Here is a 24,951-nt window from a genome sequence, read left to right as displayed (position 1 = left end):
AGTCGTTGGTCGGCGTTGGAAACCGGGATGGTCGGTGCCGCTACGCCGTGGGCGCGCGCGGCGCACCGAAGCTCAGCGGCCGGTCGGGCTTGCGGATTGCGGGGCTGGGCTGCAGGGGAATTTCACCCGACGGCCTGGCCGCCTGGGCGCCCTTGGCCGCCGCTCCTGTCGTGCTGGCCGAGCTCGAGCTGGCCAGGATCTCTGCCTGGCGCCGGCGGGCGTATTCCTTGCGCAGCCAAGTGTTCGTCGCGGCATTGAACGCCTCCTCGGAGGCTTCAGCTGCAATGCCCAACAGCCCGCGCATCACATGCTCACGAGCGGAGTTGCGCAGGTTGGTGATCTCTTGCTCGGCGTGCTGAGTGTCTTCGACCTGGTAGCCACGCATCACTTCGTTGATGTGCAGAGGGCTGACGTAGGCGGTGGAGGAACCTTGGTCGCTCGCGTTCGTCACGTCGGGCCGCTCGGACTGCGTCTTCAGGTACTCGACCAGCGCACGCAGGCGAAGGAAGGGCGACGACGGGCGGGCGATCTCCGCGAACGCCATCGGCGCCCCAGGGTGGCGCGTCAGCAGTCGATGCATAGGCCGCATGTTGTCCTCGTCGAGGACGTCGCTCCCCACACGCTCGGCCAGCGGCTGGTAGGCCACCTCCGGCAGACTGTGGCCGGCCTCGTCGCGCGCGCCGCTGCGCGTCCACGTGACCAGCCAGGATGCATAGTCCGGCCCGGCCTTCGCCGGCGCCTGAGACAGGATTCGCGAGAGGCAACCGTCGCCCCGCGCCTCTGGAGTACCTCTCACATGTCCCCCCTTTCGCGCCCGACGACTTCAGAAGCCAGGCACGGATGGCAGGCGCCGACGGCGTCAGCAACCTCCACAAGTTGTTCAACTGATGTGTTCTCCAAGCGCACTTGCACGCCACCAGAGCCATAGCCGGTCACGTTGCCACCCAGCTGCCGGGCGGCCAGCGCCATCTGGAACGAGATGGCGCGATCCATGGCACGAAACCACACCGAGGTGGTCGTGATCTCGCCCGCGCGCGCGCGGCGGCTGTAGGGCGGCCGCGCCAGCCCCGTCCAGTGCGCCTCGGCCACCAGGCCGTGTGGAATCGACAGCTGGTACACGGGATCGCCAGCAATGAGGCGCGGCAGCTGCAGCTGCACCGGCAGTGGCGCGGCCGTGTTCGCCGAATAGGCTGACCGCACTTCGATCCGGGCGTACTTGATCAGCCAGGTCAGTTCGATCTGGGAGACCCAGCGCCGAATCTTCGTGTCACCCGCATCGGCACCGAAAGCGATCAACGACACCAGGTCGGCATCGGCATGTCGCCATTCGATCATCACCTCGACCAGCGACGGCAGGCTCGGGTCCAGCAGTGCGTCCAGATTGGGCTTCGTGGCCACCCAGCCGCCAGTGGGCAGCGGCGTGCGCATGATGTCCAGGGCATGCTGCATCCGGTTGCGGCGCAGGTACACCATCCGCGAGCCACGGTCGTATACGAGCTTGGGCTGCATCTGCGGGCTGCTCCAGGACTGGTAGGCACCTTGCAGCGCCACCTCGACCTGCGGCACGGGGCGCTCGACCGATGGCAGCAGTTCGGCGATGCATTCGCCCAGACGGGGCTTGGACCACTCGCGATCTGGCGCCTTCCAGGGGTAAGCAGCGGCAACGAGATCACGGGTGTGGTTGAGCACCCGTGCCACGTCCACCATCCCGCCCTTGTCGACACCATCCACCTGCTTGAAGCCCGTGAGCTCCACACCCAGGTCCTCGGCGAGCGTGGTGATCTTGGTCTGCAAGAACTTGTTCGAGCGCAGGCTTGGCAGCTGCCGCGGCACCATGTCCAGGTTCGTGATCCAGATGTCGTTCATCAGGTCGCCCCCGGACTGAAAGCGCCGGAAGCCCGATTTCGTGGAGTAGCAGATGCCCCCCGAACCGACGTCGTTCAGGTCGAAATGCGCAACACCGAAGTCGGGCACGGCGCTCATCGCCATCGGCAGGTCTTCCTGCTCGCGAGAGGCTCCTGGGCGGCCAGAGAAAGCGGTGATGGACATCAGATCGCAGCTGCCAGGGTTTCGTCGACCAGATCGCCATAGGCGGCCATCCAGCTCGTCGGCTTAAGTGAGGGGAAGTCCTCGAGCATTTCCTTGCCGGCCTGCTTGAGGACCGGCGCGCGCCAGACCACGCGCAGGTCCGCGATCGCCTCGCCGCGCGCCGCGTAGTCCACGGTGCTCAGCTGCGCCATGGCGCCGGCGAAGTCCAAGGCATGAGAAGTGCCGAACGCCTTGCGCACCGGGCGCAGCCGCTCGCACAACTCCTCGTAGATGAATGCCGCCGCTTCGCGCTCGGCAGGGTCGTTCATCGCCGCGCCAATGGCGCGCAACAGGTTGTTCAGGTCCGCGGCCGTCAGCTCGGGGAGCGCTGCGAGCTGGGCGTCCGAGGCAAGCCCACCGCCGCCACCGGTAGAAGCCGTCTTGCACCCGAGGTGGGGGTAGCCATGGCACAGACTGCACACTGGAACGAGGTTCTCGTCCTCGTTGTGGTGATGGTCATCATCCTTGTGGTGCACCTGCAGCCGCGTGGCCTTCTTGGGCGTCTGCATGGAGCGGTACTGGCACGCCTGGCATGTGTAACGCGCCCGCTCGAGCACTTGCGGACGTCGAACGACGAACACCGCGTCGGCCTGCGTCGCGCGCCGGTCGTTCTCACGGAAAACGCTTCTCTTGATGCCAGGAATCAGATTGAACATTTGCTTGTCGGTCGCCCAGAAATGAGAAAGGTCGATCGTTGAAACGGCGAATCGCCATCCCAACGTCGACCTGCATCCACGCACTCGTTTGAATGCGGGCCTTCGTTTTCTACGTCACAAGTCTATCTTTTGTGCCGTTATATTTTTGCGGTGCTTTAGCTGTTACGTTTTGTAACGTCCTAGAAGCTTGAAGTCCTTCCGATATCGGAAGTACTTCCACCTGCGGAAGTCACCGCGAATTCCACGACAGCCCAGACGCAAATCATTGCGGCGCCGGCTGCCATCGGCATCCAGATCTGGCGGGCTTCGACCTGGTCGCCGCCGTTGTCCTGGCCCTTCTTCTTCCACTTCATGAGGCCGTAGCCTATGGAGGCCATGCCCATCAGAATGAGGGCCCACTGGATCAGCGTGACCCCGGACTTGAGCAGGTTGATCAGCGACTGGACAGAGCTGTTCGCGTCGAGCGCGAACGCCGAGGTCGACATCAGCGCTGCGGCAACGGTGACCGCTGCGCTGCGCATGGTCGCTGGGCCATGAAGCATGGTGGCGCTCGCGATGCGCGCCTGGCAATTGGTGATCAGCTTTTTCAAGATTGCTCCTTCGGATTCGTTGATGGTCGGTGGGTGAGAAATTGGTCGAACGGTGAGCGGATCAATGTGTCGCGATGTTCATGAGAATGGCGCCGCCCAGGATGTGCCAGAAGCCCCGCCAGAAGCCGTCGCCCTCCTGGGCATGGCCTTGGGCGGCGCGATTGAAGAGCAGGAAGGCGCGGAAGATCGCGCAGATGCCCAGCAGGAAGATCCAGGCATAGATCGCCGTCCACAAGGGTGCGAGCGATCCCGAGGTGTTGTCGCGCATGTAGGCCATCTGCGACGCGACGCCCTCCCCGATCCCGCCGAAGTCTTTCGTCAGGGAATCGACCCATGCGTTGAGCATCGTGCAGCCCACCGTCACGAGCAGGTTGCCGGCCACGCCCGCCCAGGTCGGCGCATGGCCGCCGGGCGAGTCCTTGCCCATCTTCACGATCTTGCTCAGCGCTGCGCCCGTGAAGAACAGGCCCACGACCAGGGCGCCCCAGTACACGAGCGGCACCAGGGCCTTCGCGAGGTCCGAGAACTCTTTGAGGAAACTGGCGAAATCAGGCATGTGTTCGCCTCCTTTACGGAACGATCTGGCCGGCCGTGGTCAGCACCACCTCGCCACGCTTGCCAATCGAGAGCACCTTCGCTCCCGAGATGTACTGCCCCACCGACACGGTCGTGACGCGGCCCTGCTCGTCCGCGATCCACGCGCGTTGGCTCGGGCCCTGCGACGGCCAGGTCCCGCGCAGGCTCCAGCCGGCCATGATCTCAGGGGCATCCGGACGAGGGTCCTTTGCCACTCGAGCGGCCTTGCCCTTTGAAGCGCGCGCCACCACGACCGTACGGTGCTTGGCTCTGCGCGCCACCACTTCGGTGGGCTTCACCGCGGCCTTCTTCCCGATCACCACAGGTGCGTTGCGTGCCGCACGCGTCTTGCTCACCTTGGCAGGCTTGGGATCAGCGGCAGTAGCTGCCACCACCTCGACCTTCTTCTGCGGCTCGCGCACGGCCTCGACGGGCGGCTGGACGGCGGCAGGCTTCTCGACAACAGCCGGGGCGGCGGGGGCCACAGGGACTGCCTGCGCGACTTGCACAGGCGGATCGACCTTCACGGCGGGCGCCGGAGATTCGGCGGCAGGCACAGCGGCCGGGGCCGTGGAGCTGGTTGCCGCGCGTTCACCAAACAGGTCCGACTCCATGTCGGAGACCTTCGCGGCCGACTTGCTGCCAGACAGCGGGTCGGCGGACCCGCCGCTCAGAAGGGATTCGGTCTTCGCAGGCGCGCCGCTCGTACCTGAAGGGCCTTGTGCGAGCGTGATCGGCTCCAGGGGCGCCTTCGATGCGCGCCCGAACAGGCCGGCCTTAAAGCCGAGCAGTCCCGCTGCGCCCACCGCAAAGACACCGACCACTGCGTAGAAGGCCAGATTCGAACCCTTCTTCTTGGCTGGCGCCGCGGCCGACTCCTCGCCCACCGGGGCGAACTGGGCGTCATCAACCATGGACTCGTCCACAACCGAGCGCGCCTCGGAATTGTCGAACTCGGGATCAATGGCGTCGTGAACATCGGACTGCCCATTGCTGCCGCCGTCCCACAGATCGTCTACCGTGGACGAGCCGTCGGCGTTCGTGTCGTTCTTGCTCATTTACTGGCGAGCCTGTGTTGCGTTGTACGGAAGGACCTGGGGGGCAAACGTGCCGTAGTTCATGCCCGTGGCCAGGTTCACTTGCTGCTGTTGCGTCGGCTGCTGGAAGTTCTGGCGTACTTGCCGGTCCGGGGTCGCCTGCTGTTGGGGCTGCTGTGGCTGCTGAGCAGGCGCCTGTGCCGTACTGGCGGTCTGCACGGTGTTGAACAGCACGCCGACCAGGGTGTTCGCCGGAAGAGTGACCGTGTTGGGCTGCTGAGCCAAGGTCTGAACAACCTGTTGACCGATCTGCGTGCCGGAGGAGATGCCGGCGGCGGCGGCCTGACGGTCGGTCGCCACGGGGACGCTGACAGAGGACGAGAAGCCGTTCGACACGACTTCTGTGCCGCGCTGAGCGATCGCGCTCGCTGCACCCGAGAGGGTCGCAAAGGCCACCGGCAGCACATACTTCGTGAGAATGTGCCGGTCGATGTTGCCGGCCAGCGCATCGGCTGACGTCTGCTCGTCCAGCGCCACGGCGTTGATGCGGGCGGTTTTTCCGTTGAAACGCATGTCGGTGAAGATCACCTGCAGGCCTTCGCCCTTGTTCAGGATGGCCGTTCCCTTGAGGAACGCACCCGCGAACTTCCCACCGACCACCTCGGCCGAGACATAGCTCGTCTTGCCGGTGTCGATGGGGGAGGTGGTGCGCGCCGCGACGATCGTGAGCGGCGCCGGAAGATCCGGGTCTTCCGCCTGCACGGCGCCACCAGATGACCCACGTGGGAAGGCGCCAGTGCCGGCGCCGTCGGCGACCTGGGTCTGCTTCTTCTCGTCCAGCGCCTGCACCCGCTCGATCGGCATGCCGATGGCCGCGTCGGCCAGCAGTTGGCCCAGCTGGCGATTCAGGCCTTCCTGGATCGCCTGCTGGCGAACTGGGTCCTGCAGCGTGCCCGACTGCTGCACGGCCACCTGCTGGGGCGACACATAGGTCTGGTAGGACCCCGCACCGGCGCCACCGCCGACACCGGCAAGCTGCGTCGGCGCACCCGCCGGCGGCGGCACGTACACCCCGCCCTTTGCCTGGCTCTCTTCGGCCTTCTCGCGCTGGAACTCGGCGAGGCGGCCCTTCTCGTAGTCGGTCTGAACCACGTCGGTCTGCTGCCCGCCGTTCGCGCGCGCGGGGATTTGCACTGTGGCGTTCATGTCCTTCTTGGAGGCAGCGAGCACCACCAGGCCGATGATGAGGACGGCAGCCACGCCGACAGCGATGCCCACCCACTTGATCACCCGCTTGGCACCAGGGTCGATGCGTGCCGCGCCCTGTGGGGCTCCCGCCACGGCACCGTCGCCAATGGACTGCGATTCCGCAGCATGCAGGTCATGCTCGACGGCTTCGCCTCGCACGAGTTCTTCGTTGGTCTGTGCCGTCACTTGGTGGCTCCCTGGCTCTGTGCGCTGGAAAGGATGGCGGCCGACACGCTGGTGGCGTTGGCGCCGACTGGCTCGACCGTGATCCCCTTGAGGGCCACGCTGCGCAGCTCACCGCCCTGCGAGATCACTACGACGGGGGTGATCGGAAGCTGGTACACGAAAACGCCGTCCGAGGAGCCCTGGCGACGTATCCATGCCGGCGAAAGGATCTGCGCCGAGGTGCGCACGGCCATGCTGTTGGCCGACATCTGCCAGGCCATGATCTCGTCAGTGCCGCTGCCCCCCACGATCAGCCGGCGCGCCTCCCGCGGCGGCGTGCGGTAGAGGTAGCCCATCAACTCGTCGGACAGGTGGCCTGGCGCGGGCGCCGCACTTGCCATCGCCGTCGGAGGCAGGCCGCCCACGAACTTCGGCACCACCAGGTCCAAGTTGTAGTCCGTTGCGTCCTGCGCTGGCATCATCGTCACCGACACGGGGCGGGCGATGTCCTTGAGCTTGAATGCGATGTTGCCGATCTGCGGCAGGCGCATGCCCACCGAGAAAACGTGCTCGGCCATTTGGGTGACCATGTACCCGGCCGTGTTGAAGTTGTCGGCGGCCTCGACCGGCCACGGGCGGCCGGCGGCGTCCACGAACATGATGGTCGCACCCTGGCGCAACGCGATGCGCAGCACTGGAGGAGTGCCGCCCGGTGAAAGGTCGATGGTGGTCTGGGTGCTCGTGGGGCGAGCGGGCGGCCGACCTGTGATGTTCTCGCTGAACGCATCCTTGCGTTCATCGATTGCCTTGCGCAGGTTGACGATTTCCTTCGGCGTCAGGGGCGACACCTTGTCTAGCACAGCCTGCGTGGTGGTCACGTAGGGCGTGGGCATGGCCGCGTTTGCGGAAGGAGCCACAGCCGGCGAAGGAAGCCCACCCTGGACGCCGCCCGGCATGGGCGCACTGCCCGGAAGAGCGCCCACCGGTGCCGTCTGCGCTTGAGCCTGTACAGGAGCTTGCTGGGCCACGGCGGCCGAAGGGTTCGACACCCGAGCGACACCCTGGGCATGGACAGGGACCGCGAGCAGACTGACGAGGCCGAGTACGACGGCCGCAGCCGGCTGGAATTGCGCCCGCCAACCTGAGCGAAACGCTACTAGTTGGTCGATGCAATGCGGTATGCGTGTTTGCTTCATATTATTATTGTGCTGCAAAGGAATTGTTTTCGCTTCGAACACGCCACGCTTTCGTGGCGAAATTTAGACGAACGCGATTCCGGTGTGCGCGGATATCTCCAACCGCAGCGTGAACTTGCCATAGACCACGCCCGCAGCCCAAGGCGTGGGAGCAGTTGCCCAGAGCTCCGCCAATTCTGAGCGGCTCGCCGCCGTATCGGGCATCACCTCGTCGTACAACGCATACCAGTCGGGGTACTTCTTGCGTATCTCTTCCCACTGCGCTTCGACTTTCGCCATGCCGGCCGCTTCGTTCGCACTGTCTTGCTTGATCTGGGTTTCCTGTGGACTCATCGCTCTCTCGCCTCTCTCGATAGCTATTGACGGAAAATGGGCGCCACCGAATCTGCGTGGTAGCGCCGGATGCTCTGTTGGGTTGGGTATCTCGCTCAACTGGGTGTGTCATCCCCTCGATGAATCAGGCACCAGCTGGAGGCTGTCGATCGCGATGCCGCGCGGGTTCTGATCAAGCCCCACACGTCGCACTACGACTTGCAAGATGAAGGGCCGGGGCACATCACTCATCTTCGTGCCGCGGCGAAACAGGGAGATCGGGGCCTGCACGCGCCAAGCAAACGTGCCGTTGAAGTCGCCGCGCTTCGCGATCACCGGCGTGTCGGCCATGCTCACAGACATGGTGAGCTCTCGCTCCGAGATGTCCTTGACCCAGGGCGCCAGCGCTTCCTCGACCGCGTCGCCCCCCTTCTCGGTGAAGCAGGTCTTCGAGTTCTGCAGCGTGGTACGCCAGTGCAGGAAGTCGTGGCTGAACACCTGGCGGGCGCACTCGTCGACGTAACCCAACACACGGGCGTCGCTCACATAGGGCTTGTCCAGCGGGATCACGGGGACCAAGCGCCCGTCGCTCGTGGATGCGATGACTTCGCGATGGGTCCGCATCACGAACACCAATGCGATAACCAGTCCGATCGCCAAACAGCCCACTGCCAGGGACTGCCAGACGATGATCCGGGTGAGCTTGCTGACCTGCGCCGCATCTTCACCGCCATGCTCGCCGGCGACCGGCGTCGCCGAATCTGGCACCACCTTGCTGGCGGGTGGTCGGGCTGCGGGCTTCTTCACTGTTGCTGTGTTCATTGCTTGTTCAATGACGTCCTGCGCTGCTGCGCCTTCTGGGGCGGCGTGCTGCTCGGGACTGGGGGGGATGTGGGACGAGCCGAAGTGGCAGCAGGTGCTTCCACACGGGTCTCGCCCAGGAGGGCGCGCTGGGCGCCTTCGTTCTCTTTGTCGAGCTGCACGAGTGGCATGAGCATGCCGCCCGGGGTGACTGCGACTACCTCGAAATCGACGTTCACCGCGAAGATGACGGCGACCAGGAGGCCGGCGCTCAGAGCGAAGACAAGCATCGCAAGGTACTCGGCCCCGCCCGTCAGTGTGCGCCGTGCCCGCGACGCGATCACATGCGCGAGCGCGACGGCATCCGAGCCGGATGGATTCAGCGTGCGTGCGCTCATGGCCTGGGAAGCTGCACAGTTGCGGCAGCCTCGGAACGCAGCAGAGCGATCTCCGCAGCCTTCTCGCGGGAGATCTCATGCAGACCAACCGGCCGCTGCAGCATTGGCCTCGCCTCGGGGGGGAGTAGCGTCGCCTGGAACTCCTGGGTCCGCGCGGTGCCAAAGGCCGTGGAGAACCGCTCGGCGAAGGCGCTCCAGGCAAAGCGGTCCGAGCCGCGATCGGGCATCATTTCATTGATCCTCGCCCACCCGCCCAGGTTCTCGATCACCCGGCAAAGAGTGGCGCCCACTGTCTCGGCTGTCGGTGCTTCATACGGGCCGACCGTCGTCACGAGCAGGTACAACCGTTCCAACGCCGCATCGCACTCGAGGAAGTTCGGGTCCAGCGAGCGCCGCAGATCGCCGACGGTCGGGGCCTTGCGGCTGTTGGTCGACACCCATTCCTGCAGGAATCGCACCGTTGACTGCGCGCCAAAAGTCTCGATCGCCGCCATCCACGCGGTCTGCTCCAGCGCATTGAGCTCGTGGCGCGCTGATGCGCACGCCTGGATGGCCATCTTCATCACGGCCTCGACTTCCTCGCGGCTCGCAACGGCCCCGCTCATCGCGCCCCCCCGGCCATGTTGAAGCCAAAGCTCGCGGTCCGCTCGGGCGAGGAGGCCCGGAACGGCACGTCTTGCGCCGCGGACTTGCCATAGCGCGCACCGAGCACCTCGTTCATCGTGTCCGTGCTTGCATTGAGGGCGGCCTTCTCGAAGGACTGAGGACCCGGGCGGGCGACAAGGACACTAGATGCGGAGACACCATCCCCCATGGCGAGGCGCTCCTTGCTGTCCCGCGGCCAATAGCCGAAGAAGGTGAGGAAGTCGCGGGCGGTGATCGAGCTGGAGATGTAGTTGCGGGCCGTGGCATCCCAGTTTGAATAGAGGCGCTTGCTTGAGCTGGCGAAGTCCCGGAACTTGGTAAGCAGCCAGTCCTGATGCGCCGGCGTCAGGAACCCGGCGCTCTCGGCATACGCGATCAGCGCAGGCGAGAACACGAAATCCTTCGGGAGTGCCCTCTTCCCCTTGCTGCGGCCTGCCGGCTTGACTTCGCCCACGAGGGGAAACTCGTCCACCGCTTGCCCCGCCAGCACCGACGACGCCGCCAGTTCCTGCAGCTGGGCACCGAATCGCTCCTGGACCGCCGCCTGCAGATCGTGCATCGCACGGTGGCGCCACCCGCCTTCAACGCGGTCGAATCCCGCCAAGGCGGATTCACCCTTCTCCGCCCAGATTTCCAGGCTCATCCCGGCCAATCGAGCAAGGGTCACAGCACTGGCCGGCAGGGTCGCTGGTTGCGAGCTGCGGGCCGCGGCCTCCAGCAACAACACACCGGCGCGAACTACCGCGGCATCACCCGAGGCGAACCATTCGGCCTCCGTTGTCCATCGAATATCCACGTGCGGATTTAGCATTTGTGAGAGCATTTTCTATTCTTTCGCAATGTTAGTCGTTCACAGAGTCGTTCGGAACAAAATTTGTTTTGACCTTGACTGTATGCGTTAGCTGTCTCCAGAATATCCACGAAGCAAGCGTTCCGTAAGGTTCATTGCGTCGAAACAATGCTCCAACACGAAGGAAATAAATGTGAGCTTGGCGACACCCGCCCCCCTCGGTTTTCGGCAGGTTGCCGCGCCTCCTCCGCCTGCGCCTTCTGCTCCCTCACCTACGGTGCCGGCAAGCGATGCTTCTCCCGGCGCTGCGGTCATCGACCCCTTGGTGTCTTCGGTGAGCGAGCGCACCGTGCTGAGCACGCTTCTGCAGGACGACCGCAAGGGACTGGCCTCACAGATCGGCAGCGTCCTCAGCGCCGCCGACTTCGGGGAAGAGGTCCACGCCAACCTGTTTCGCCTCTGGCAGACACTCAACCAGGTTGGCCAGGCCCACGACCTGGCGGCCCTCATCGACGCGTCGCTTTCTCACAACCTGTTCACCGGCGGTGAGGACTACCTGATCAATCTGGCGACCAACGCCACCTACCAGACAGCCAGTGATGAAGCGGTGCAAGCGGCTGCGACACGCATCAAGGAACTGAGTGGCATCCGCACGCTGTTGGCATCCACCAAGCTGATCGCCGAGCGCGCCGCCACAGGTCAGGCCTCCCTCGAGGTGCTCACCTCGATGCTCGAGGACTCGGCGGGCAATGCGCGTACGAGCGCCAAGTCGTCGCGCTCAGGGCCTGAACACATCTCCGGCTACATCGCCGTGGTGCTGGAAGAGGTGGAGCGCCGTCTGGATGGTCAGGTAGTCGAGTCGGCCGTGACCACTGGCTTCCACAGACTGAACGCACTGCTCGGCGGAGGCTTGGTAGACGAAGACCTTATCGTGCTCGCAGCGCGTCCCTCCATGGGAAAGACGGCCATGGAAGTGAACTTCATGGAGGCCGCCGCCGAAGCCGACCGCGACGCGTTGCTCTTCTCGATGGAAATGCGCGGCACATCCATGGCCAAGCGCATGATCTCGCGCACCGGCCGCATCCCTGGGTCCGTGTTCACCAGCGCCGACCAGCTCACTGAGCGACTGGACGATCTCTACACCGCGTCGGCGCGCGTCGGCGAGCTGGGCATCTACATCGACGAGTCTCCGGGCCTTTCGCTTGCCGAGATCCGTACGCGGGCGCGCCTGTTCAAGGCGCAACATCCGGGGCGGAAGATGATCATCGGCATCGACTACCTGCAGCTGATCTCGGCCGGCGCGGCCGCCAAGCCTGGCATCGAGTCCCGGGTGGTCGTAGGCGAGGCCTCCAAGGGCCTCAAGCAATTGGCCCGCGAGCTCAAGTGCCCCGTGGTCGCCCTGGCCCAGCTCAGCCGCACCGTTGAGCAGCGCGCGAACAAGCGCCCAATGATGTCCGACCTCAAAGAGAGCGGCCAGATCGAGCAGGATGCCGACGTCATCATGTTCCTGTACCGCGACGAGGTCTACAACCCGCAGACCCAGGAGCCGGGCATCACCGAGGTGATCGTGGCCAAGCAGCGCGAAGGCGCCACCGGCACGGTCAAGCTGGCTCACCAGCTCGCATCCTCGCTCTACGAGGACCACCTGGTATGAGTACGCCCCGCAAGCCGCCGATGCGCAACAGCTCCGGCCCCGTCATACGCAAAGAGGCCGCGCTGCGCAACCTCTCGCCTGAGTTCAGCGTCGCCTTCTTCGGCGACATGCTCGAGCGCGTCATTTCCAGTGCCATGGTCAACGGTGCCTGCTGGGTGCCGGGCATCGGCACTTTCAAGCGCGCCGAGTACAAGGCGCGGCGGCGCCACAACCCCGGCACCGGCCGCGTGGAAATGATCCCGGGCGGCGAAAAGATCGTCTTCCAGGCCAACAAGCCGCGCCGGCCCCCCACCACCAAGAAACCCGGGCTCGGCGAGCCCGCCAAGAAAAGGACACGCCGGACATGAAAAGCCTCCAGACCCGCACCGAGCTACTGCTCATCGCCAGCGGCTGGCTCTGGGCCTTCGCCCTGGCCGCAATCGACAGCCCCAAGGGCGCCGCGCGCATGGCCATCGCCGCCGCGATCGCGCTGCTGCTGTCCCTGGTGTTCCGGCGCGCGGTGATGCGCTTTTTCCAGGCGGACCTGTCTACGCTCGGAGAACGCATCGCCTCGGCCTACCTCTGGGCGATCGGCGCCTTTGTCCTGGGCTTCCTGCTCTCGAGCTACGCGCTGCTGGCAGCCTTACACGGTCCGCTGTGAGCGACGCCTGGAAGCTCAAGCGCACCGCCCAGTGCGCCAAGTGCCCGTGGCGCGTGGACGCCGACCCGCGCGAGATCCCCAACGGGTACTGTGAAACCAGGCACCGAAACTTGGCCGCGACGATCGCGCAGCCCGGGGACTTGAGCACCCTCTCCGAGCCGCTTCGGGCCATGGCCTGCCACGAGAGCCACGACGCCCATTGCGTGGGCTGGGTGAGTCAGCAGGCGGGGCCAGGCAACAACATCGCCCTACGGCTGCGCCTGATGACCTGCACAAACACGGGGCACATTCGCCTGCGCGGGCGTCAGCACGCCACGTTCGAAGACACATTGCCGCGCCACGATCGCGACTGAAGGCGCTTGCGCTGCGCCTGGGCTCAGGTGCGGCGCCCCGGCCCGCGCGTCACCACAGTAGCAGCTCCAGATTTGCGCTCCATTCGTCGCCCTCGCCCTTCGCGCGCAGTGCTTCGCTCTGAACCTAGCGCAATGTCGACAGCCTGCGTATCGTGGCAACATGAAACACGAACTCAAGTTCTGGGAAGGCATCGCCAACGCATCCAACCCCGGCTGGAACATCCGCATCACCCGGGACCTGACGCAGGAGGCGCCGGGACTCTCGACGAACGACTCCCTGGTGTACGTGGTCGACGTCGCCTCCTGGTGGCTCGCCGCCGGCGCGATGAGCAGCCTCGACGGTCACGAGACGATGGCCAAGCTGCGCGCCTTCCTTGCCAAGCAGGGGGACCCAAGCGCGCAGAGCCGGACCGCCTCCGACCTGGCCGGGAACCTGATCTCGGGCTGTGGTGCACAGAACGCAGCCAGCGACAACAGCATCGTCGGGCTCAGCATCGCGGTGGCGGCGGCATCCCTCTCGGAAACTCAAACGTACGCCATGGCCCGTGCGACGAACGAGCAGGCAAAGCTGGCGCCGCTGTCCGGCCACTGGCTGTGCCTGGCGTATACGACAGCGAATGGCGTGGACATCTACACGCGGCCGGTATGGTTGAGCCATGCCCGCTTTGCCAGTGGGACCGGCCCGGCGTTCATGCATCCGACGCAGCTGATGGGCTTCGTGCGCCAGGTCGTGCAGCAGGACACGACCAACCCAAAGCTCTCGATCTACCGCCAGCTCAAGGATTCGGGCGGCGCGCTGGTCGCTCCCGAGCTTCGCTGACAGAGAACGCCGGCTCGACGCCCCGCCAATCTGGCGCCTAGTTGCGCGGCACCACTGCGCTCCGCACAGGTACGGGCGTGCCCTTGGCGATGGCGTCGAAGAACACCTGTGCCTGCGCCTGGTCGGCGCCGGCCTCGCGCAGTTGGTCGCGCAAGCCGCCCATCACCAGCTGTGCCGACAGCTCCTGTGCGTCGCCAGCCGCGCCGATCGCACCGGACGGCCCCCGCTTCAAGCGCTGGCCGAAGAATGCCCCATCGGGACCGCGCGCCACCGCAAGCCAAGTATCCGCGGCACCGGCCACCGGCCGCACCCACATGAGCATCGCGCCGCTGCCAACCAACGCGCGCCGGCTGCCGTCCTTCATGAGCACGGTGCCTCGCAGCGTCCTGAAGAACGTCACGACCTCCACGATTTCTGTCGCAGCGCGCCGCTCGACGCGCTCCTTCGCAATCTCCGCGCCGCGCTGGTTGGCCAGGTAGACCACCACGCCGGCGGACAGCACAAGCACCGCCGCAGCAGATCCGGCAATGATCGCGACCGTGCTGCGCTTCATGCCGCGGCCACCACGCAAGTGCCCAGCGCGGACAGGAAGGCGAGTTTCTTTGCCCGCGGCAGCTGCTTGATGGCCCACTCGGCCTTTGAGGCCTCGGAACGGCCGACGAACGGCCGCGCGCAGAGGATGCGGATCGGAGGATTGGCCCGGGTGAACCGCGCACCCTTCCCGGCCACGTGCGCCGCGAAGCGGGCCGAAAGCCTGTTGGTGATGCCGGCGTACATGACGCGGCCTCTGCACTCGAGCAGGTAGAGGCACCAGGTGCCCTCAGGGATGTCGATGGTCATGATCAGAAAAGGGAGCTCTGGGGAGTCTCGGGCTCCGCTGCGGGTGCTGGGACCGCGGGACGACGACGCTGGCTTTCGTAGTCACGCGCATAGAGGTCCGCCTCGCGTGCGACAGCAAGGTATGCAGCACTGGGCGTCTTGGTGATCTCCTGGCCACGAACGTAAGCCGCCCAGATCCGCTTGCGCAGCTCGCCGGGCAGCGTGAACCAGTGAGGCCGGCAACCCCACTTATCTGGCGGGACATGCCGGGTGCAGCCCGGCCAGTGACAGGTGTGAACGGGCTGGGCGGGCGTGGCGGCGCGTGTCATTGGCTCACTCCCTTGAGAAGAGACCACCCCGTAGCGCTCACGAAGCTCGCATAGCCCATCGGGCGCTCGATGCGCACGCCAGGCGCGTTCGGGAGGATGTAGGCCCACGCACGCCCCGACCCGGAGTCGTAGACCAGCTTGAACATGCTCGAAGGCACCCAGACCCGGCCGCGCCCGACGGTACGGCGCTCGCCGGCGAACACCGGCCCGCTGAAGACGAACACATCGCTTTGCGCGCGCCGCGCGAACTTGCGGGTATCGCTCTCAATCTTCGACCAGATGCGCCGGTTGTTCTCCGGGTCCTGCGGGATGATGTTCGACAGCGCGAACGACTGGGCCATCGACACCGGGTCTGGCTGGTCGCCCGCCGGCGCCATGTGCCCGCGGTCCAGGCCGGAGCCCGCATAGTCGGACAGCTCGGCGCGCATATGCGCAGGCAGTCGCGGATCGGCAAAGAACACTTCGGTGCGCTGCTCATTCTTCGCGCGCTCGAGGTGCTCACTGGACAACCGCTCAACAACGACCAACGGCGTCTTCGTGAGCCCAGAGTAGAGAACAGCGAAGCTCGAGGAGCACAGCGCCACGGGCTTCCACTCGGGCGCCACGATGCGAATGTCCAGCGGCACCTGGCCGGGGAACAGGCCGGGGCAGCCTGCGAACCCATTGCGCGAATCTGGCAGCGCCACCGGTGTGTCGGCGGGGCTCGCGAACACGCCACCGCGCGGCTGGGGGATCGCCTGGTGTGCCAACGCGCGCCCAGCCCGTGCTGCCATGCCATCCATGTCCCAGGCCGATGCCGGTGCAGACACCGTCGCAAGTCCGCAGCACAGCGCAGCAAGGATCAACGTCGGCACAAGTCGCTTGGCCGCGGTCAATAATTCGTGGAATAAGGTCATTGCGAATGAATGGATTGTGCAGCCACGATACACATGGATCAAGATGCCGGCTAGGTTGGGCTCCTACCCCTGAACCGACTCGTTGGCCTCCTCGCGCGGCGCCGCGCCGGCATCGCTACCCGCGATCGTCCTTGGAAAGAGTTCCGCCCATTCCTCCCGCGTGAAGGCCTTTCGCCCCACCGGAGTACCCTCGTGGGAGAACTCCCGTGCGCGATCGCGACCGCTGGCCCGGTACCTACAAAGGACGATCCGCACCGCGTCCTGGGACGTGCACCACCACACCTGGCGCCCGTCGGCGGTCTTGAGCATGTCTGCAGGGTCGTCGTCGCCACTGGTGAGCGTCACGGCACAGCCAGGCGCCACCCGCGCATTGCCTGACAGCCGCATGGTGTTCCGATAGCCCGATTCTCTCCAGGCGAAAGGCGATCGCCACGGCTTCATGCCCGTTGCTGCTTCCCACATTGCGCAGTAGCTCGCGCTCTGCATCTCCACTGCCTTGCGGTACCAACCTGAGTGCAGAGGATCGAAGTTGCCAACGCACCGGCGGCGCTCGAAGCGTCCGTCGCGCAAGGTAGTGCCGTCGTCCACGGCGAACGGGATTCGGGACCTGATCGCGACCTGCAGAAGCGAATCCATTGCGGCGATCCACTCTCGGTCGCCGAGGGTCGAGGGGAGCCCGTCTCTGGCGACGCTGAGCAGAGCCATCGCCTTGGAGGTATGCGTTGCGCCTTGCTTCATACCCGCACTCCGTAGACCGCTTCACACACCGCGCGGCACTTCTCGATGCTGAAACGGTCGTCCTCGTCACGTGCCCCCGTTTCGAGGTCATTAGAGAGCGTTCACTCTGTTAGAACAGAATGTGTTCTCTGACAGTCTCGTTAGAGATGAGTAGCAGGAGGGGTCCGGGGAGGGGCACATGACGCGGAAGGCTGTGGATAACTTTCGATTGGAGCGCTGGCGCGGGCTGCACGCGGCCGTCTTGCTGCCGCTCCTGGCTGACTTCGCGAAGCAGGACGCGAACTTCCGCCCCATCAAGGAACCTGGTACTACTCGCTGGCATGTTTCGGCGGGTGGAAGCGACTTCGAGTTGGTTTGCACGGGGCCGCGGTTCCTAGACACCAGGGCCAGGACCGGCGGCGCTGGCGCCGTGGACTTGGTGTCTCATCTGTGGAATTTGCAGTTTCGCAATGCCATTCGCATGCTTGAAGAGCGAGGCATCTGACGTGCTGCTCGTCTTCTCAACGCGAGACTACAAGCTCGCTCGGCGTGAGGTGCCCGGCTTTCCGATACTGCTCAACTCGGACATGTCAAGCTGCTACGAAGCCAATGAGTTCTTTCGCTTCTATCTGCAGCGTGCTGCTATCGAATCGCGTAAGTCATGGGGCCCGATCGCTCAATCGATCTATGACTATTTTGGCTTCCTCGAGGCTCATGAGCTCTCCTGGACCGATGTCGATCGAGGAGAGGACAAGAATCTTCTCGCTGCCTACAGAGATTACAGCTTCGATGTCGCCAAGCAAAGGCGCAACACCATCCGGCTGCGACTCACCTACATCTGTGAGTTCTATAAATATGCGTTGAGGCGCAACTGGATCGATGTATTGCCCCAGACCTATGAGAAGAGGCATGTGACGCAAGTCGCGAGCGGCTTCCTGGCGCACCTCAGCGGCACAGATGGCACCGTTGAGACGAACTCGGCGATGCCACGCAAACACAAGGATCTCGTCAAATTTCTCTCGATCCAGCAGGCGCGACAGCTACTTCAGGCCGCGACCAACGAACACCACAAGGCGTTGATGCGGCTCGCACTGTCGACCGGGCTACGACGAGAGGAGCTGGCGACATTTCCTCTCGCCTATGTGTTCGATCCAGACCAGAAGAAGCTCAAAGACGCGAACGTGGCCGTGACGCTTGATCCTGAAGACGGGACCGGTATGCGCACGAAGGGTTCAAAGCGGCGCGTCATTTACATGGCGCGCGATGTGATGAAGGGACTCAAGCGCTATGCAGATCATCTTCGAGGAGAACGTGCATCGCTTTGCGCAGACCAGCACGCATCGCTCTTCTTGAACCAGTATGGCCGACCCTTCGCTCAGGACGGCAAGGCAATTGAAGCGATCGTTAGAAAGATCGGACAACGCATTGGGGTGCCAATCCACCCACACATGCTCAGGCACACATACGCGACGCACACCCTTTCTTCACTTCAGCGCAGAGGTGGCCGCGGCCGGAGGACAGAGCCCTTGGTATTTCTTCAGCAGCAGCTTGGTCACGCCTCGCTAAGCACCACCATGGTTTACCTGCACATGGTCAACGACGTGGCCGATGAGGCAGTGCTCGCCTACGACGCCGAAATCTGTAGCTGGGATGAGGAGTAGCAACGCTTGGCAAAACGAAAATTGTTCATCAAGACCGACCTGACCATTCCCAAGGTCGAGCATGTTCGTCGTGGCGAAGCCATCGAGATCCCTGTCGGTCTAATCCCTCCCGTTGAGAGCGCCGTTTTCTTTGTGAACGAATCGCTAGCCAGGGCGCGGTTCGACTTCGCTGAATGGTACGGTGCAGGGATCGATCAGATCACCTATGCGTGTCAACGCCAGGTGGAGCGCTTCCTCGCGAAGCAGGACGCAGAACTGTCGTCTGCAACCATCCTTTCGTATTGCCAACAGGGCCTACGCTACTTTCTCGAATATCTGGTGGTGGTGCGCGCAGCAGTCGGCCGCGATCTCTACTTGACCGATATCAGCAGAAGCGTGATCGACAGCTACATAGCGGCGCTGGGCGTGGGGGACTATTCGCTGTACACCCAACGGTCTAGGTACTTGCACACCAAATCAGTGCTCAAGGCGTTGTGCGCACGGGGCCTCATCATCGAGATCATCGGCGGTGACAACGCCACGTTCCCGTCCAACCCCTTTTCCGGTACTGATGCAACAAAGCGAGGCCACAAGCCCTTCTCACAATCTGAACGGAAGCAAGTTGCTCGGGCGATCAAGGACGCAATCCGGCCGCTGTTTTCCGCTGACGTTGAGGTGACTGCCGACCTACTCGCCTACGCACTCCTCATCGTCGCACTGCATACCGGCAGGAACACGACGCCGCTGCTCGAGATGCGACGGGACTCTTTGAAGCCGCACCCGAAGGCTGACACCTCGTTTCTTGTGCTCTTCAAGCGTCGTGGTCACTCCAAGCACAAGGTACCCATTCGCGATGCTCCCATTGAACCGAATGAGATCGAATCGGTGCCGCCGCTTCGAAGTTCGGTCGCCACCATTGTGCGCCGGGTCATCGAGTTGACTGAGCCGCTTCGATCCGCAGCTCCAGAGAAACTAAAAAATCGCGTGTGGCTCTTTCGGGCCCGGACAAACGGGAGCCGCGGCATGAACCGAGGCGAGATCTCGGTGCTGACCGAGAGCACATTGTTTCGCGCCATCAAATTATTGGTTTCTGCCTATGACCTGCGGGACGCGGATGGCAAGCCACTGCAATTGAACGTCAGTCGCCTTCGCAAGACCTTCGTCAATCGCATCTATGAGCTTGTTGAAGGCGATGTCGTTGCTACGGCCAATGCCGCCGGCAACACGCCGAGAGTCGTCGACATCAACTATTTGCAGCCTAACGAAGAGGCTGCGGGTAACTGGGTCTTTCTCGGCAAGGCGCTGACGGAGGAACTGCTCACGGGGACGCTGGGCAACTCGGAACGAACGCCGGTGGGCCGATGCTCCGACCCCAGTCAAGGTGAGTACGCCCCAAAGAATCGTGGTGGCGTCTGCATGAGCTTTCTCAACTGCGTGCGTTGCAAGAACTACGTTGTCACCGCCGACGATCTCTACCGGCTGTTTAGTTTCTATTGGCGAATCTTTTCGGAGCGATCACGAATGGATCCTCGCCGCTGGAAGCACCAGCTTGGCCACATCGTTCGTCTCATCGACCGCGACATCATTGAGAAGGGATTGAGCCGAGGGATCTTGAAGCGCGACGCTGTTGAACGCGAGCGCGAGCGCGCGCGGACGAATCCGCATCCCTTCTGGCGAAGGGAGTTCTCTTTTTCTGACCTACTCGATATTGGAGCCGCTTGATGGCAGCGACAGCGTCTACGGCGGAGGCGTCACCGGCAGCCCGAGTCTTGTCACAGCCGGACGAAGTACGCGATCTGTCCACTGAGGAGCGCGATCGGCTGATAGTCTTTCTCACCCGCGTCGATGGGACCTGGCAGGTTGTCAGCAGCTACGGCGATTCCGTCTGGTGGGCCGTTGGCGTCACTACCAACAACAGTCCTGCTCGGACGAAGATGGACTTCGCTGCGATTCCAGAATGTTTCCGCGACGTCGCGAAGGCAATGCTGTACAGGTATTTGCGGCGCGGCGCGAATAGCATTCGTCGGCCGGCCCCCGTCACCGTGGTCGGAACCTTCAGGTCGATCGCGCAGGCTTTGAACTACTTTGCATCTCTTGGCCTTGGCGCATTGAAAGATGTGACCCCTCTTGCGTGCAACTCCTATGCGCACGAGTTGCGCACTTCGGAACGTTTTCGCGATGGAACGGGACCAGGCAATCGGAAGAGCCTGAAGGCCTCGGGCCTGTACCGACGTTTATCTGCGGTTGAAGAGCTCTTTGATTTGAGCCAGTACACCTTCGATGCGATGCCGAAGCATCCTTGGCCTGACACCACCGCAGCCTACATGACTGGGTATACCCAGAGTTCCAGCGCTTCAGCACGCACTCCCTTGATGCCTGATGAGGTATTTGCCACCTTGTTCCAGCGTGCCTGGGCCATCGTCCAAGCGGCTCCTGCCCTGCTAGATCTTCGCGAGGAGCTTGAGCGCGTGGAAGCAGCCCACCCGGGGCTCCACAAAAAGTACGTCGCGGCGTTGAAGTCCAAAGAGATCCGTCGCGTCGGCCTGGCTCCGGACTATCGCTCTTACAAGGTCGCGGTCACGCAGATTCGCACTGCGTGCTACATCGTGATCGCGAGCCTGAGTGGTTGCCGCAACCATGAATTGGCGTACTTACGCACCAACAGCTACTACAGTACAGAGGATGCCCAAGGCAATCGCCGCTGGTGGATGCGATCTAGGTCCACCAAGACCTATGAAGGGGCGACAGAGTGGCTAGTACCGGAAGCAGCCGTCGCCGCGCTTCGTGTCATGGATCGATGGGCGGCTCCGCTTCAGGGAATGTTGACCCAGGAGATTGAGGGCTATCGGAAGTCAAACCCTGCAGACGTTCGCATCGCGCAAGCCAGCGCCCACTTGGGTGCGATCTTTGTCGGTGTCGACGCGAGGCAGGGCAAGCAGGTCCGAACGATCTCGAACGGCGCCGCAAACACCGATCTGAATAGCTTCGCAATCGCCTGTGGCCTTGATTGGCAGCTTGCATCGCATCAGTTCCGAAGGAAGTTCGCAAACTACGCTGCTCGTAGCCAATTTGGCGACCTGAGGTACTTGCGAGATCACTTCAAGCACTGGTCGCTCGACATGACGCTCGGGTATGCGCTGAACGAAGCGCAAGAGATGGCCCTCTTTTTGGAAGTTGGTGATGAACTCGATGAGTTGAAGGTGAAGACGGTATCGTCTTGGCTCGATGACGATGAGCCTCTCGCAGGAGGCTACGGGCGCAACCTCATGGACTGGCGCACACGCACCGAGAACATCACCATGTTCAAGTCGCGCAGTGCGATGATCAGGAGCATCGCGCTCAGCACACCTATCCGCAGCAATGGCCACGCCTGGTGCACGGCGCAAGACAGCCAATGCGTTGGCAACGACCTCGAGCCTACGCGATGTGGCGATGGGTGTGACAACGCCGTCATCGAGCGCCGTCACCAACCCCTTTACCAAGGGCTGTACGACCACCTGGCCGAACTGCAGTCGGTCGATGACATCGGTCCTGGAGGCCAGGGTAGAGTCGAGCGAGACCTGCAGCGATGTTCCACGGTCTTGCAGCAGCTCGGATATTCACCGGAGACCGCGTTGTGACACTGCGCAAACCAGCGGACATCCGAGAGAAAGAGCTGCGCTTAGCCATCTATCGCATCCAGCGGGGCCGTGCGCACAGTAAGGCAACGGAGCTCAGCATCTCTTCTGTCGCGCGCGAAGCCGGAGTGTCGCCCGCGCTCGTCCACAACCATTACCCGCAGATCGCTGAGCTCATCCGCATAAAGCAGGGAGCTGCAACCGCAGACCGGCTCGAGGCAAAAGCATCTGAGCTGAAAGCGGAGCGCGAGAAGAACGCAGAGCTTCGGCGCGAAGTCCTCACTCTGAAGCAGCAATTGGCCTGCCTAGCTACTCTGAATGAAATGTTGACTGTGGATAACCAGACGCTTCGTTCTGCCAAGCAAGGCGGCAACGTCACTCCTCTGCGGCCGTCGAGGCGTTAGGAGAGCTAAGGCGTTGTGAGCACACAACTTTTTATGCATTAACTGTTAATTAGGCACCAAAAGCTTCGATCCAGTAGTTCGAGGCCTGGTTCTGGATCTGGGCCACCGCAGCGGCGACATTCCCCGGATTGAGCCCGCCTGCATAGCCGATCAGCCAGCTGCCACCGAGTGACGCCGGCCAGATGGCAGGCGAGATGCCGCGGCCACCACTGGCGTCGTAGAGCCAGGACACATCGTCGTTGTTGGGGAACACGTCGCGACACTGCAGGATCGCGTGCACCTGGAGGCCCTGTGCCCAGGCCGCCAGGTCCTTGGGATTGACGTAGTCGACGGTGTTGATCTGCACGCGATCGAAATGCTCGCGGATCGGCTCGTCATATTGGCTGCGCCCGAGCTCGATCACCTGGCGCGCATCGCCACCGCACAGGTGCGCAGACAGGCGCAGGCCCCGGCCCAAATGGGTGAGCTTCCTGAGGAACTCCAGAGAGGGGTAGCGCGGGTGCTCCTCTTTGCCCTGGCGCTTGGGGGAGAACAGCACGCCCCATTCGATCGGGTAGCGCGCGGCCAGTTCGGCCATGGCGTCGACGTCGGTGTGGTCATCGACGCCGGTGAAGGTGATGAAAGCAGGGAGATTGGGCATGTGATTCCTGTTGATGGTTCGAAGGAGTCCCGCCGTCGGCCGAACTACCTCGCACTAAGATACCGATCACCCCGCCCATCAGACTAGGTTGCCGAGCAGCTATTTCAATGCGGTCGCTACCGCACGAGATGCGTGAACAGGCCCATCTGGCGCTCGGCATCCGCGGCAGCCAGCCGGCAAGCCGGGCACAGGTGCCGGTTGCGGCCAACCCGGGTCGCGTGCGCTTCGCACAGAGGACGATCGCACGTCTTCGACGCCTTGCCGGTCCCGTCACAGAGATAGTCACTCGCGACAGCGCAGACCTCGGGCTTTCCGTCAACCAGGATCTGCTCGTGACAGGGCTCCGGAAGGCCCCTGCCGCGCATGTGCACCATGCCGATGCCGGCGACGCGGTAGTACGGCATCAGTGCGGCGTAACAGGCTTAGGCTTGCGCCAGTAGACGGTGCAGTAGTCGCCTTCGCACCTGCGGCAGTGCGCACAGTCGCACCCCATGTCCGTCTCCCACAGCCAGTACCGCCCCCTCTGGTCGACGAACTCATGCGGCCCGGAATGGCCATAGGCGAGCACGCATCCGTGGGCGTCGGACGGGCGGATCGAATCGCTGCCATGCATGATTCCGCATTCGCAGGGCTCGGCTGACGACCTTTCCGCGCTCACGACGTCGCGCCCTTCTCCACCCCCGCCGCGGCTGCTGCGAGGCGTGCCAAGATGTCACGCTCGACCCTTCGACCAAGCTGGCGCAGATGACGCTTGGTACTGCTTTTCGTGCCGGGCGCCGCGAGCAACAAGTCCATCGCGTTGTCGCTCATCGGCTTCAGTGCTTCGGGTGCCGCTGCATGTGCCGCGCTCGCTTCGCCTTCATGCGCCTGTGCGCGCAGAGCGGCTTCCTGTTCAGCTATTTCCAGCATGTCGAGCGACTCGAAGCGCCGAATCGCCTCGTCTTCTTCGACCGTCGTGGCTTCGGCGGCCATCAGGATCTCCGCCCAGCTCCAGCCATCCTCACCGGTCACGTTGTTGAGTACGCGCTGCATGGCACGCGTCAGGCGTTTGGGAACAGCAACATAGCCTTCTGGCAGCAGCGGGAACTTCCCCGAGCCCTCTGGGGTGGTTGTGGCGGTCGTTGCGGGGTGTCCATGATCCTGCCGTTCGCAGGAGGGGGAGGCCACGAGGGCGTCGAGGTCCAATCCGATCTCCCACGCGATATCGTTCGCCACCCATTGCCGGTCGGGATGATCCTTCCCTTGCCGTGCGGTGTGGTAGTGCAGTTGCAGCCAACCGTTTTCGTCTTCAGCGACTCGGTTCTCGATCAGCCAGCGGAAGGCGGCGGCCTCTGCGGCAATGCGATTAGGCACCGTCTGCACTGCCGCTTCAGTGGGCACAGACCTCGCGAGTCCTCGCTCGATCCCCTTTTTCAACGCATGAAAGTCGATGCCCTCGAAGATGCCCCCCTGCTCAATGACTCGATCGCAGGCGGAAAGGCACGCTCTGAGCGCGATCGGGTCTTCGGCGGGAGAGGACTGGAGGCGAAAGGCGCACAGCGATTGCCAGGCGAACTCGACTTGCGGGTTCACGTACTGGCCAAGCCGATCTGAGCCCGGGAAGTCGCGACGACTCAGCGCCGCGTCGGTGCCACCTGGCTTGGTGCGAACCCACGCTTCAAATTCAGCGCGCTTTTGCGTCTCTTCCCCCTGCCGGACTACTGCTGCGTCGACCGGGTTGATGCTGGTCATGGTCATGGTCCTACGTCTTCCTTTTCTTTGCCAACTGCTCGGCCCGCTTCCAGCCTTTCCAGCGAGCGTGGTCCTTGCCTTTGTCGTTGCTATGGGGTGGGCACGGCTTGCCTTCGGCAAACATCCGTGCGCCGTCGCCTTCCGGCCCAGCGTTGCGGTTTCCCTCCTTGGCGCGCAGTCGCATCGAAA

31 protein-coding genes are annotated in these 24,951 nt (G+C 63.7%); 10 read left to right on the top strand and 21 right to left on the bottom strand.

Translation table 11 applies throughout. The features are described from left to right. Positions 1 to 40: 40 nt before the first annotated feature. The 13 genes from ACWV14_RS37460 to ACWV14_RS37400 all read right to left on the bottom strand — a co-directional run bounded on the left by ACWV14_RS37460 (position 41) and on the right by ACWV14_RS37400 (position 10,535). The gene (locus ACWV14_RS37460; RefSeq protein WP_298706074.1) at positions 41 to 796 is read right to left on the bottom strand and encodes a hypothetical protein; all 756 of its coding nucleotides are present in this window, start codon (positions 794 to 796) and stop codon (positions 41 to 43) included. Beyond that, positions 793 to 2,049: a hypothetical protein gene (locus ACWV14_RS37455; RefSeq protein ID WP_298706071.1), complete on the bottom strand. Its 1,257-nt coding sequence runs from the start codon at positions 2,047 to 2,049 to the stop codon at positions 793 to 795. The genes ACWV14_RS37460 and ACWV14_RS37455 overlap by 4 nt, the downstream gene beginning before the upstream one ends. Continuing rightward, positions 2,049 to 2,744, bottom strand: coding sequence for a hypothetical protein (locus ACWV14_RS37450; RefSeq protein ID WP_298706068.1), 696 nt, complete (start codon positions 2,742 to 2,744; stop codon positions 2,049 to 2,051). The genes ACWV14_RS37455 and ACWV14_RS37450 overlap by 1 nt, the downstream gene beginning before the upstream one ends. A 179-nt stretch (positions 2,745 to 2,923) precedes the next feature. Continuing rightward, positions 2,924 to 3,334 (bottom strand): DUF6750 family protein, encoded by a 411-nt coding sequence (locus tag ACWV14_RS37445; protein ID WP_298706065.1) that lies wholly within the window; start codon positions 3,332 to 3,334, stop codon positions 2,924 to 2,926. Positions 3,335 to 3,395: 61 nt separating this feature from the next. Then, positions 3,396 to 3,890, bottom strand: a complete 495-nt coding sequence (locus ACWV14_RS37440) for a hypothetical protein (RefSeq protein ID WP_454909688.1) — start codon at positions 3,888 to 3,890, stop codon at positions 3,396 to 3,398. Positions 3,891 to 3,903: 13 nt separating this feature from the next. Next, positions 3,904 to 4,968: a hypothetical protein gene (locus tag ACWV14_RS37435; RefSeq protein WP_454909687.1), complete on the bottom strand. Its 1,065-nt coding sequence runs from the start codon at positions 4,966 to 4,968 to the stop codon at positions 3,904 to 3,906. Next, positions 4,969 to 6,381 (bottom strand): DotG/IcmE/VirB10 family protein, encoded by a 1,413-nt coding sequence (locus ACWV14_RS37430; RefSeq protein WP_298706055.1) that lies wholly within the window; start codon positions 6,379 to 6,381, stop codon positions 4,969 to 4,971. Then, the gene (locus ACWV14_RS37425; protein ID WP_298706052.1) at positions 6,378 to 7,253 is read right to left on the bottom strand and encodes a DotH/IcmK family type IV secretion protein; all 876 of its coding nucleotides are present in this window, start codon (positions 7,251 to 7,253) and stop codon (positions 6,378 to 6,380) included. The genes ACWV14_RS37430 and ACWV14_RS37425 overlap by 4 nt, the downstream gene beginning before the upstream one ends. 366 nt (positions 7,254 to 7,619) lie before the next feature. Next, positions 7,620 to 7,889: a hypothetical protein gene (locus ACWV14_RS37420; protein WP_298706049.1), complete on the bottom strand. Its 270-nt coding sequence runs from the start codon at positions 7,887 to 7,889 to the stop codon at positions 7,620 to 7,622. Between the two features lie 108 nt (positions 7,890 to 7,997). Further along, on the bottom strand, positions 7,998 to 8,690 hold the full coding sequence (locus ACWV14_RS37415; RefSeq protein ID WP_298706045.1) for a DotI/IcmL family type IV secretion protein: 693 nt from the start codon (positions 8,688 to 8,690) through the stop codon (positions 7,998 to 8,000). Next, a complete protein-coding gene (locus tag ACWV14_RS37410) occupies positions 8,687 to 9,067 on the bottom strand; it encodes a hypothetical protein (protein ID WP_298706042.1) in 381 nt (126 codons plus the stop codon). Before ACWV14_RS37410 ends, ACWV14_RS37415 begins: the two co-directional genes overlap by 4 nt. Further along, positions 9,064 to 9,630, bottom strand: a complete 567-nt coding sequence (locus ACWV14_RS37405; protein WP_454909686.1) for a hypothetical protein — start codon at positions 9,628 to 9,630, stop codon at positions 9,064 to 9,066. The genes ACWV14_RS37410 and ACWV14_RS37405 overlap by 4 nt, the downstream gene beginning before the upstream one ends. A gap of 38 nt (positions 9,631 to 9,668) precedes the next feature. Continuing rightward, the gene (locus tag ACWV14_RS37400; protein WP_454909685.1) at positions 9,669 to 10,535 is read right to left on the bottom strand and encodes a hypothetical protein; all 867 of its coding nucleotides are present in this window, start codon (positions 10,533 to 10,535) and stop codon (positions 9,669 to 9,671) included. A 301-nt stretch (positions 10,536 to 10,836) separates the two neighbouring features. Here ACWV14_RS37400 and ACWV14_RS37395 point away from each other — a divergent pair, with 301 nt between their 5' ends. From ACWV14_RS37395 to ACWV14_RS37375, 5 genes are all read left to right on the top strand, one after another. Beyond that, positions 10,837 to 12,156: a replicative DNA helicase gene (locus ACWV14_RS37395; RefSeq protein WP_298706033.1), complete on the top strand. Its 1,320-nt coding sequence runs from the start codon at positions 10,837 to 10,839 to the stop codon at positions 12,154 to 12,156. Then, on the top strand, positions 12,153 to 12,503 hold the full coding sequence (locus tag ACWV14_RS37390) for an HU family DNA-binding protein (protein WP_298706030.1): 351 nt from the start codon (positions 12,153 to 12,155) through the stop codon (positions 12,501 to 12,503). The genes ACWV14_RS37395 and ACWV14_RS37390 overlap by 4 nt, the downstream gene beginning before the upstream one ends. After that, on the top strand, positions 12,500 to 12,796 hold the full coding sequence (locus tag ACWV14_RS37385; RefSeq protein WP_454909684.1) for a hypothetical protein: 297 nt from the start codon (positions 12,500 to 12,502) through the stop codon (positions 12,794 to 12,796). Before ACWV14_RS37390 ends, ACWV14_RS37385 begins: the two co-directional genes overlap by 4 nt. Then, on the top strand, positions 12,793 to 13,149 hold the full coding sequence (locus ACWV14_RS37380) for a DUF6283 family protein (RefSeq protein ID WP_454909683.1): 357 nt from the start codon (positions 12,793 to 12,795) through the stop codon (positions 13,147 to 13,149). The genes ACWV14_RS37385 and ACWV14_RS37380 overlap by 4 nt, the downstream gene beginning before the upstream one ends. A 160-nt stretch (positions 13,150 to 13,309) precedes the next feature. After that, complete coding sequence (locus tag ACWV14_RS37375; RefSeq protein ID WP_298706019.1) at positions 13,310 to 13,969, top strand: hypothetical protein; 660 nt, start codon at positions 13,310 to 13,312, stop codon at positions 13,967 to 13,969. A 37-nt stretch (positions 13,970 to 14,006) separates the two neighbouring features. Here ACWV14_RS37375 and ACWV14_RS37370 read toward each other — a convergent pair whose 3' ends face one another. The 4 genes from ACWV14_RS37370 to ACWV14_RS37355 form a co-directional block, all read right to left on the bottom strand. Beyond that, positions 14,007 to 14,522, bottom strand: coding sequence for a hypothetical protein (locus tag ACWV14_RS37370; RefSeq protein WP_298706017.1), 516 nt, complete (start codon positions 14,520 to 14,522; stop codon positions 14,007 to 14,009). Then, positions 14,519 to 14,809 (bottom strand): GIY-YIG nuclease family protein, encoded by a 291-nt coding sequence (locus tag ACWV14_RS37365; protein ID WP_298706014.1) that lies wholly within the window; start codon positions 14,807 to 14,809, stop codon positions 14,519 to 14,521. The genes ACWV14_RS37370 and ACWV14_RS37365 overlap by 4 nt, the downstream gene beginning before the upstream one ends. Positions 14,810 to 15,113: 304 nt before the next feature. After that, a complete protein-coding gene (locus ACWV14_RS37360) occupies positions 15,114 to 15,890 on the bottom strand; it encodes a DNA/RNA non-specific endonuclease (protein ID WP_454909682.1) in 777 nt (258 codons plus the stop codon). A gap of 186 nt (positions 15,891 to 16,076) precedes the next feature. Beyond that, the gene (locus ACWV14_RS37355) at positions 16,077 to 16,751 is read right to left on the bottom strand and encodes a hypothetical protein (protein ID WP_454909681.1); all 675 of its coding nucleotides are present in this window, start codon (positions 16,749 to 16,751) and stop codon (positions 16,077 to 16,079) included. A 178-nt stretch (positions 16,752 to 16,929) separates the two neighbouring features. Here ACWV14_RS37355 and ACWV14_RS37350 point away from each other — a divergent pair, with 178 nt between their 5' ends. From ACWV14_RS37350 to ACWV14_RS37330, 5 genes are read left to right on the top strand one after another with little or no spacing between them, the layout of a single operon-like run. Then, complete coding sequence (locus ACWV14_RS37350; RefSeq protein ID WP_454909680.1) at positions 16,930 to 17,235, top strand: hypothetical protein; 306 nt, start codon at positions 16,930 to 16,932, stop codon at positions 17,233 to 17,235. A 1-nt stretch (position 17,236) separates the two neighbouring features. Then, positions 17,237 to 18,391, top strand: coding sequence for a tyrosine-type recombinase/integrase (locus ACWV14_RS37345; protein WP_431511012.1), 1,155 nt, complete (start codon positions 17,237 to 17,239; stop codon positions 18,389 to 18,391). 6 nt (positions 18,392 to 18,397) lie between these two features. Beyond that, positions 18,398 to 20,092 carry a hypothetical protein gene (locus ACWV14_RS37340; protein ID WP_431511011.1) on the top strand — a complete coding sequence of 565 codons (1,695 nt, stop codon included), beginning with the start codon at positions 18,398 to 18,400 and terminating at the stop codon, positions 20,090 to 20,092. 47 nt (positions 20,093 to 20,139) lie between these two features. Further along, the gene (locus ACWV14_RS37335; protein ID WP_431511010.1) at positions 20,140 to 21,990 is read left to right on the top strand and encodes a site-specific integrase; all 1,851 of its coding nucleotides are present in this window, start codon (positions 20,140 to 20,142) and stop codon (positions 21,988 to 21,990) included. Continuing rightward, positions 21,987 to 22,391: a TetR family transcriptional regulator gene (locus ACWV14_RS37330; protein WP_431511009.1), complete on the top strand. Its 405-nt coding sequence runs from the start codon at positions 21,987 to 21,989 to the stop codon at positions 22,389 to 22,391. Before ACWV14_RS37335 ends, ACWV14_RS37330 begins: the two co-directional genes overlap by 4 nt. A 49-nt stretch (positions 22,392 to 22,440) precedes the next feature. On the opposite strand, the gene ACWV14_RS37325 is transcribed toward ACWV14_RS37330, so the two are convergent. The 4 genes from ACWV14_RS37325 to ACWV14_RS37310 form a co-directional block, all read right to left on the bottom strand. Further along, a complete protein-coding gene (locus ACWV14_RS37325) occupies positions 22,441 to 23,031 on the bottom strand; it encodes a hypothetical protein (protein ID WP_454909679.1) in 591 nt (196 codons plus the stop codon). 116 nt (positions 23,032 to 23,147) lie between these two features. Beyond that, positions 23,148 to 23,435: a hypothetical protein gene (locus ACWV14_RS37320; RefSeq protein ID WP_454909678.1), complete on the bottom strand. Its 288-nt coding sequence runs from the start codon at positions 23,433 to 23,435 to the stop codon at positions 23,148 to 23,150. A 250-nt stretch (positions 23,436 to 23,685) separates the two neighbouring features. After that, positions 23,686 to 24,762: a hypothetical protein gene (locus ACWV14_RS37315; RefSeq protein ID WP_454909677.1), complete on the bottom strand. Its 1,077-nt coding sequence runs from the start codon at positions 24,760 to 24,762 to the stop codon at positions 23,686 to 23,688. Between the two features lie 10 nt (positions 24,763 to 24,772). Then, complete coding sequence (locus tag ACWV14_RS37310; RefSeq protein ID WP_454909676.1) at positions 24,773 to 24,946, bottom strand: hypothetical protein; 174 nt, start codon at positions 24,944 to 24,946, stop codon at positions 24,773 to 24,775. Positions 24,947 to 24,951 lie beyond the last annotated feature (5 nt).

This window comes from Variovorax durovernensis, from assembly GCF_977011995.1.
The sequence above is the reverse complement of the archived record's forward strand: the minus strand, read 5'-3'. Positions and strand labels throughout refer to the sequence as shown.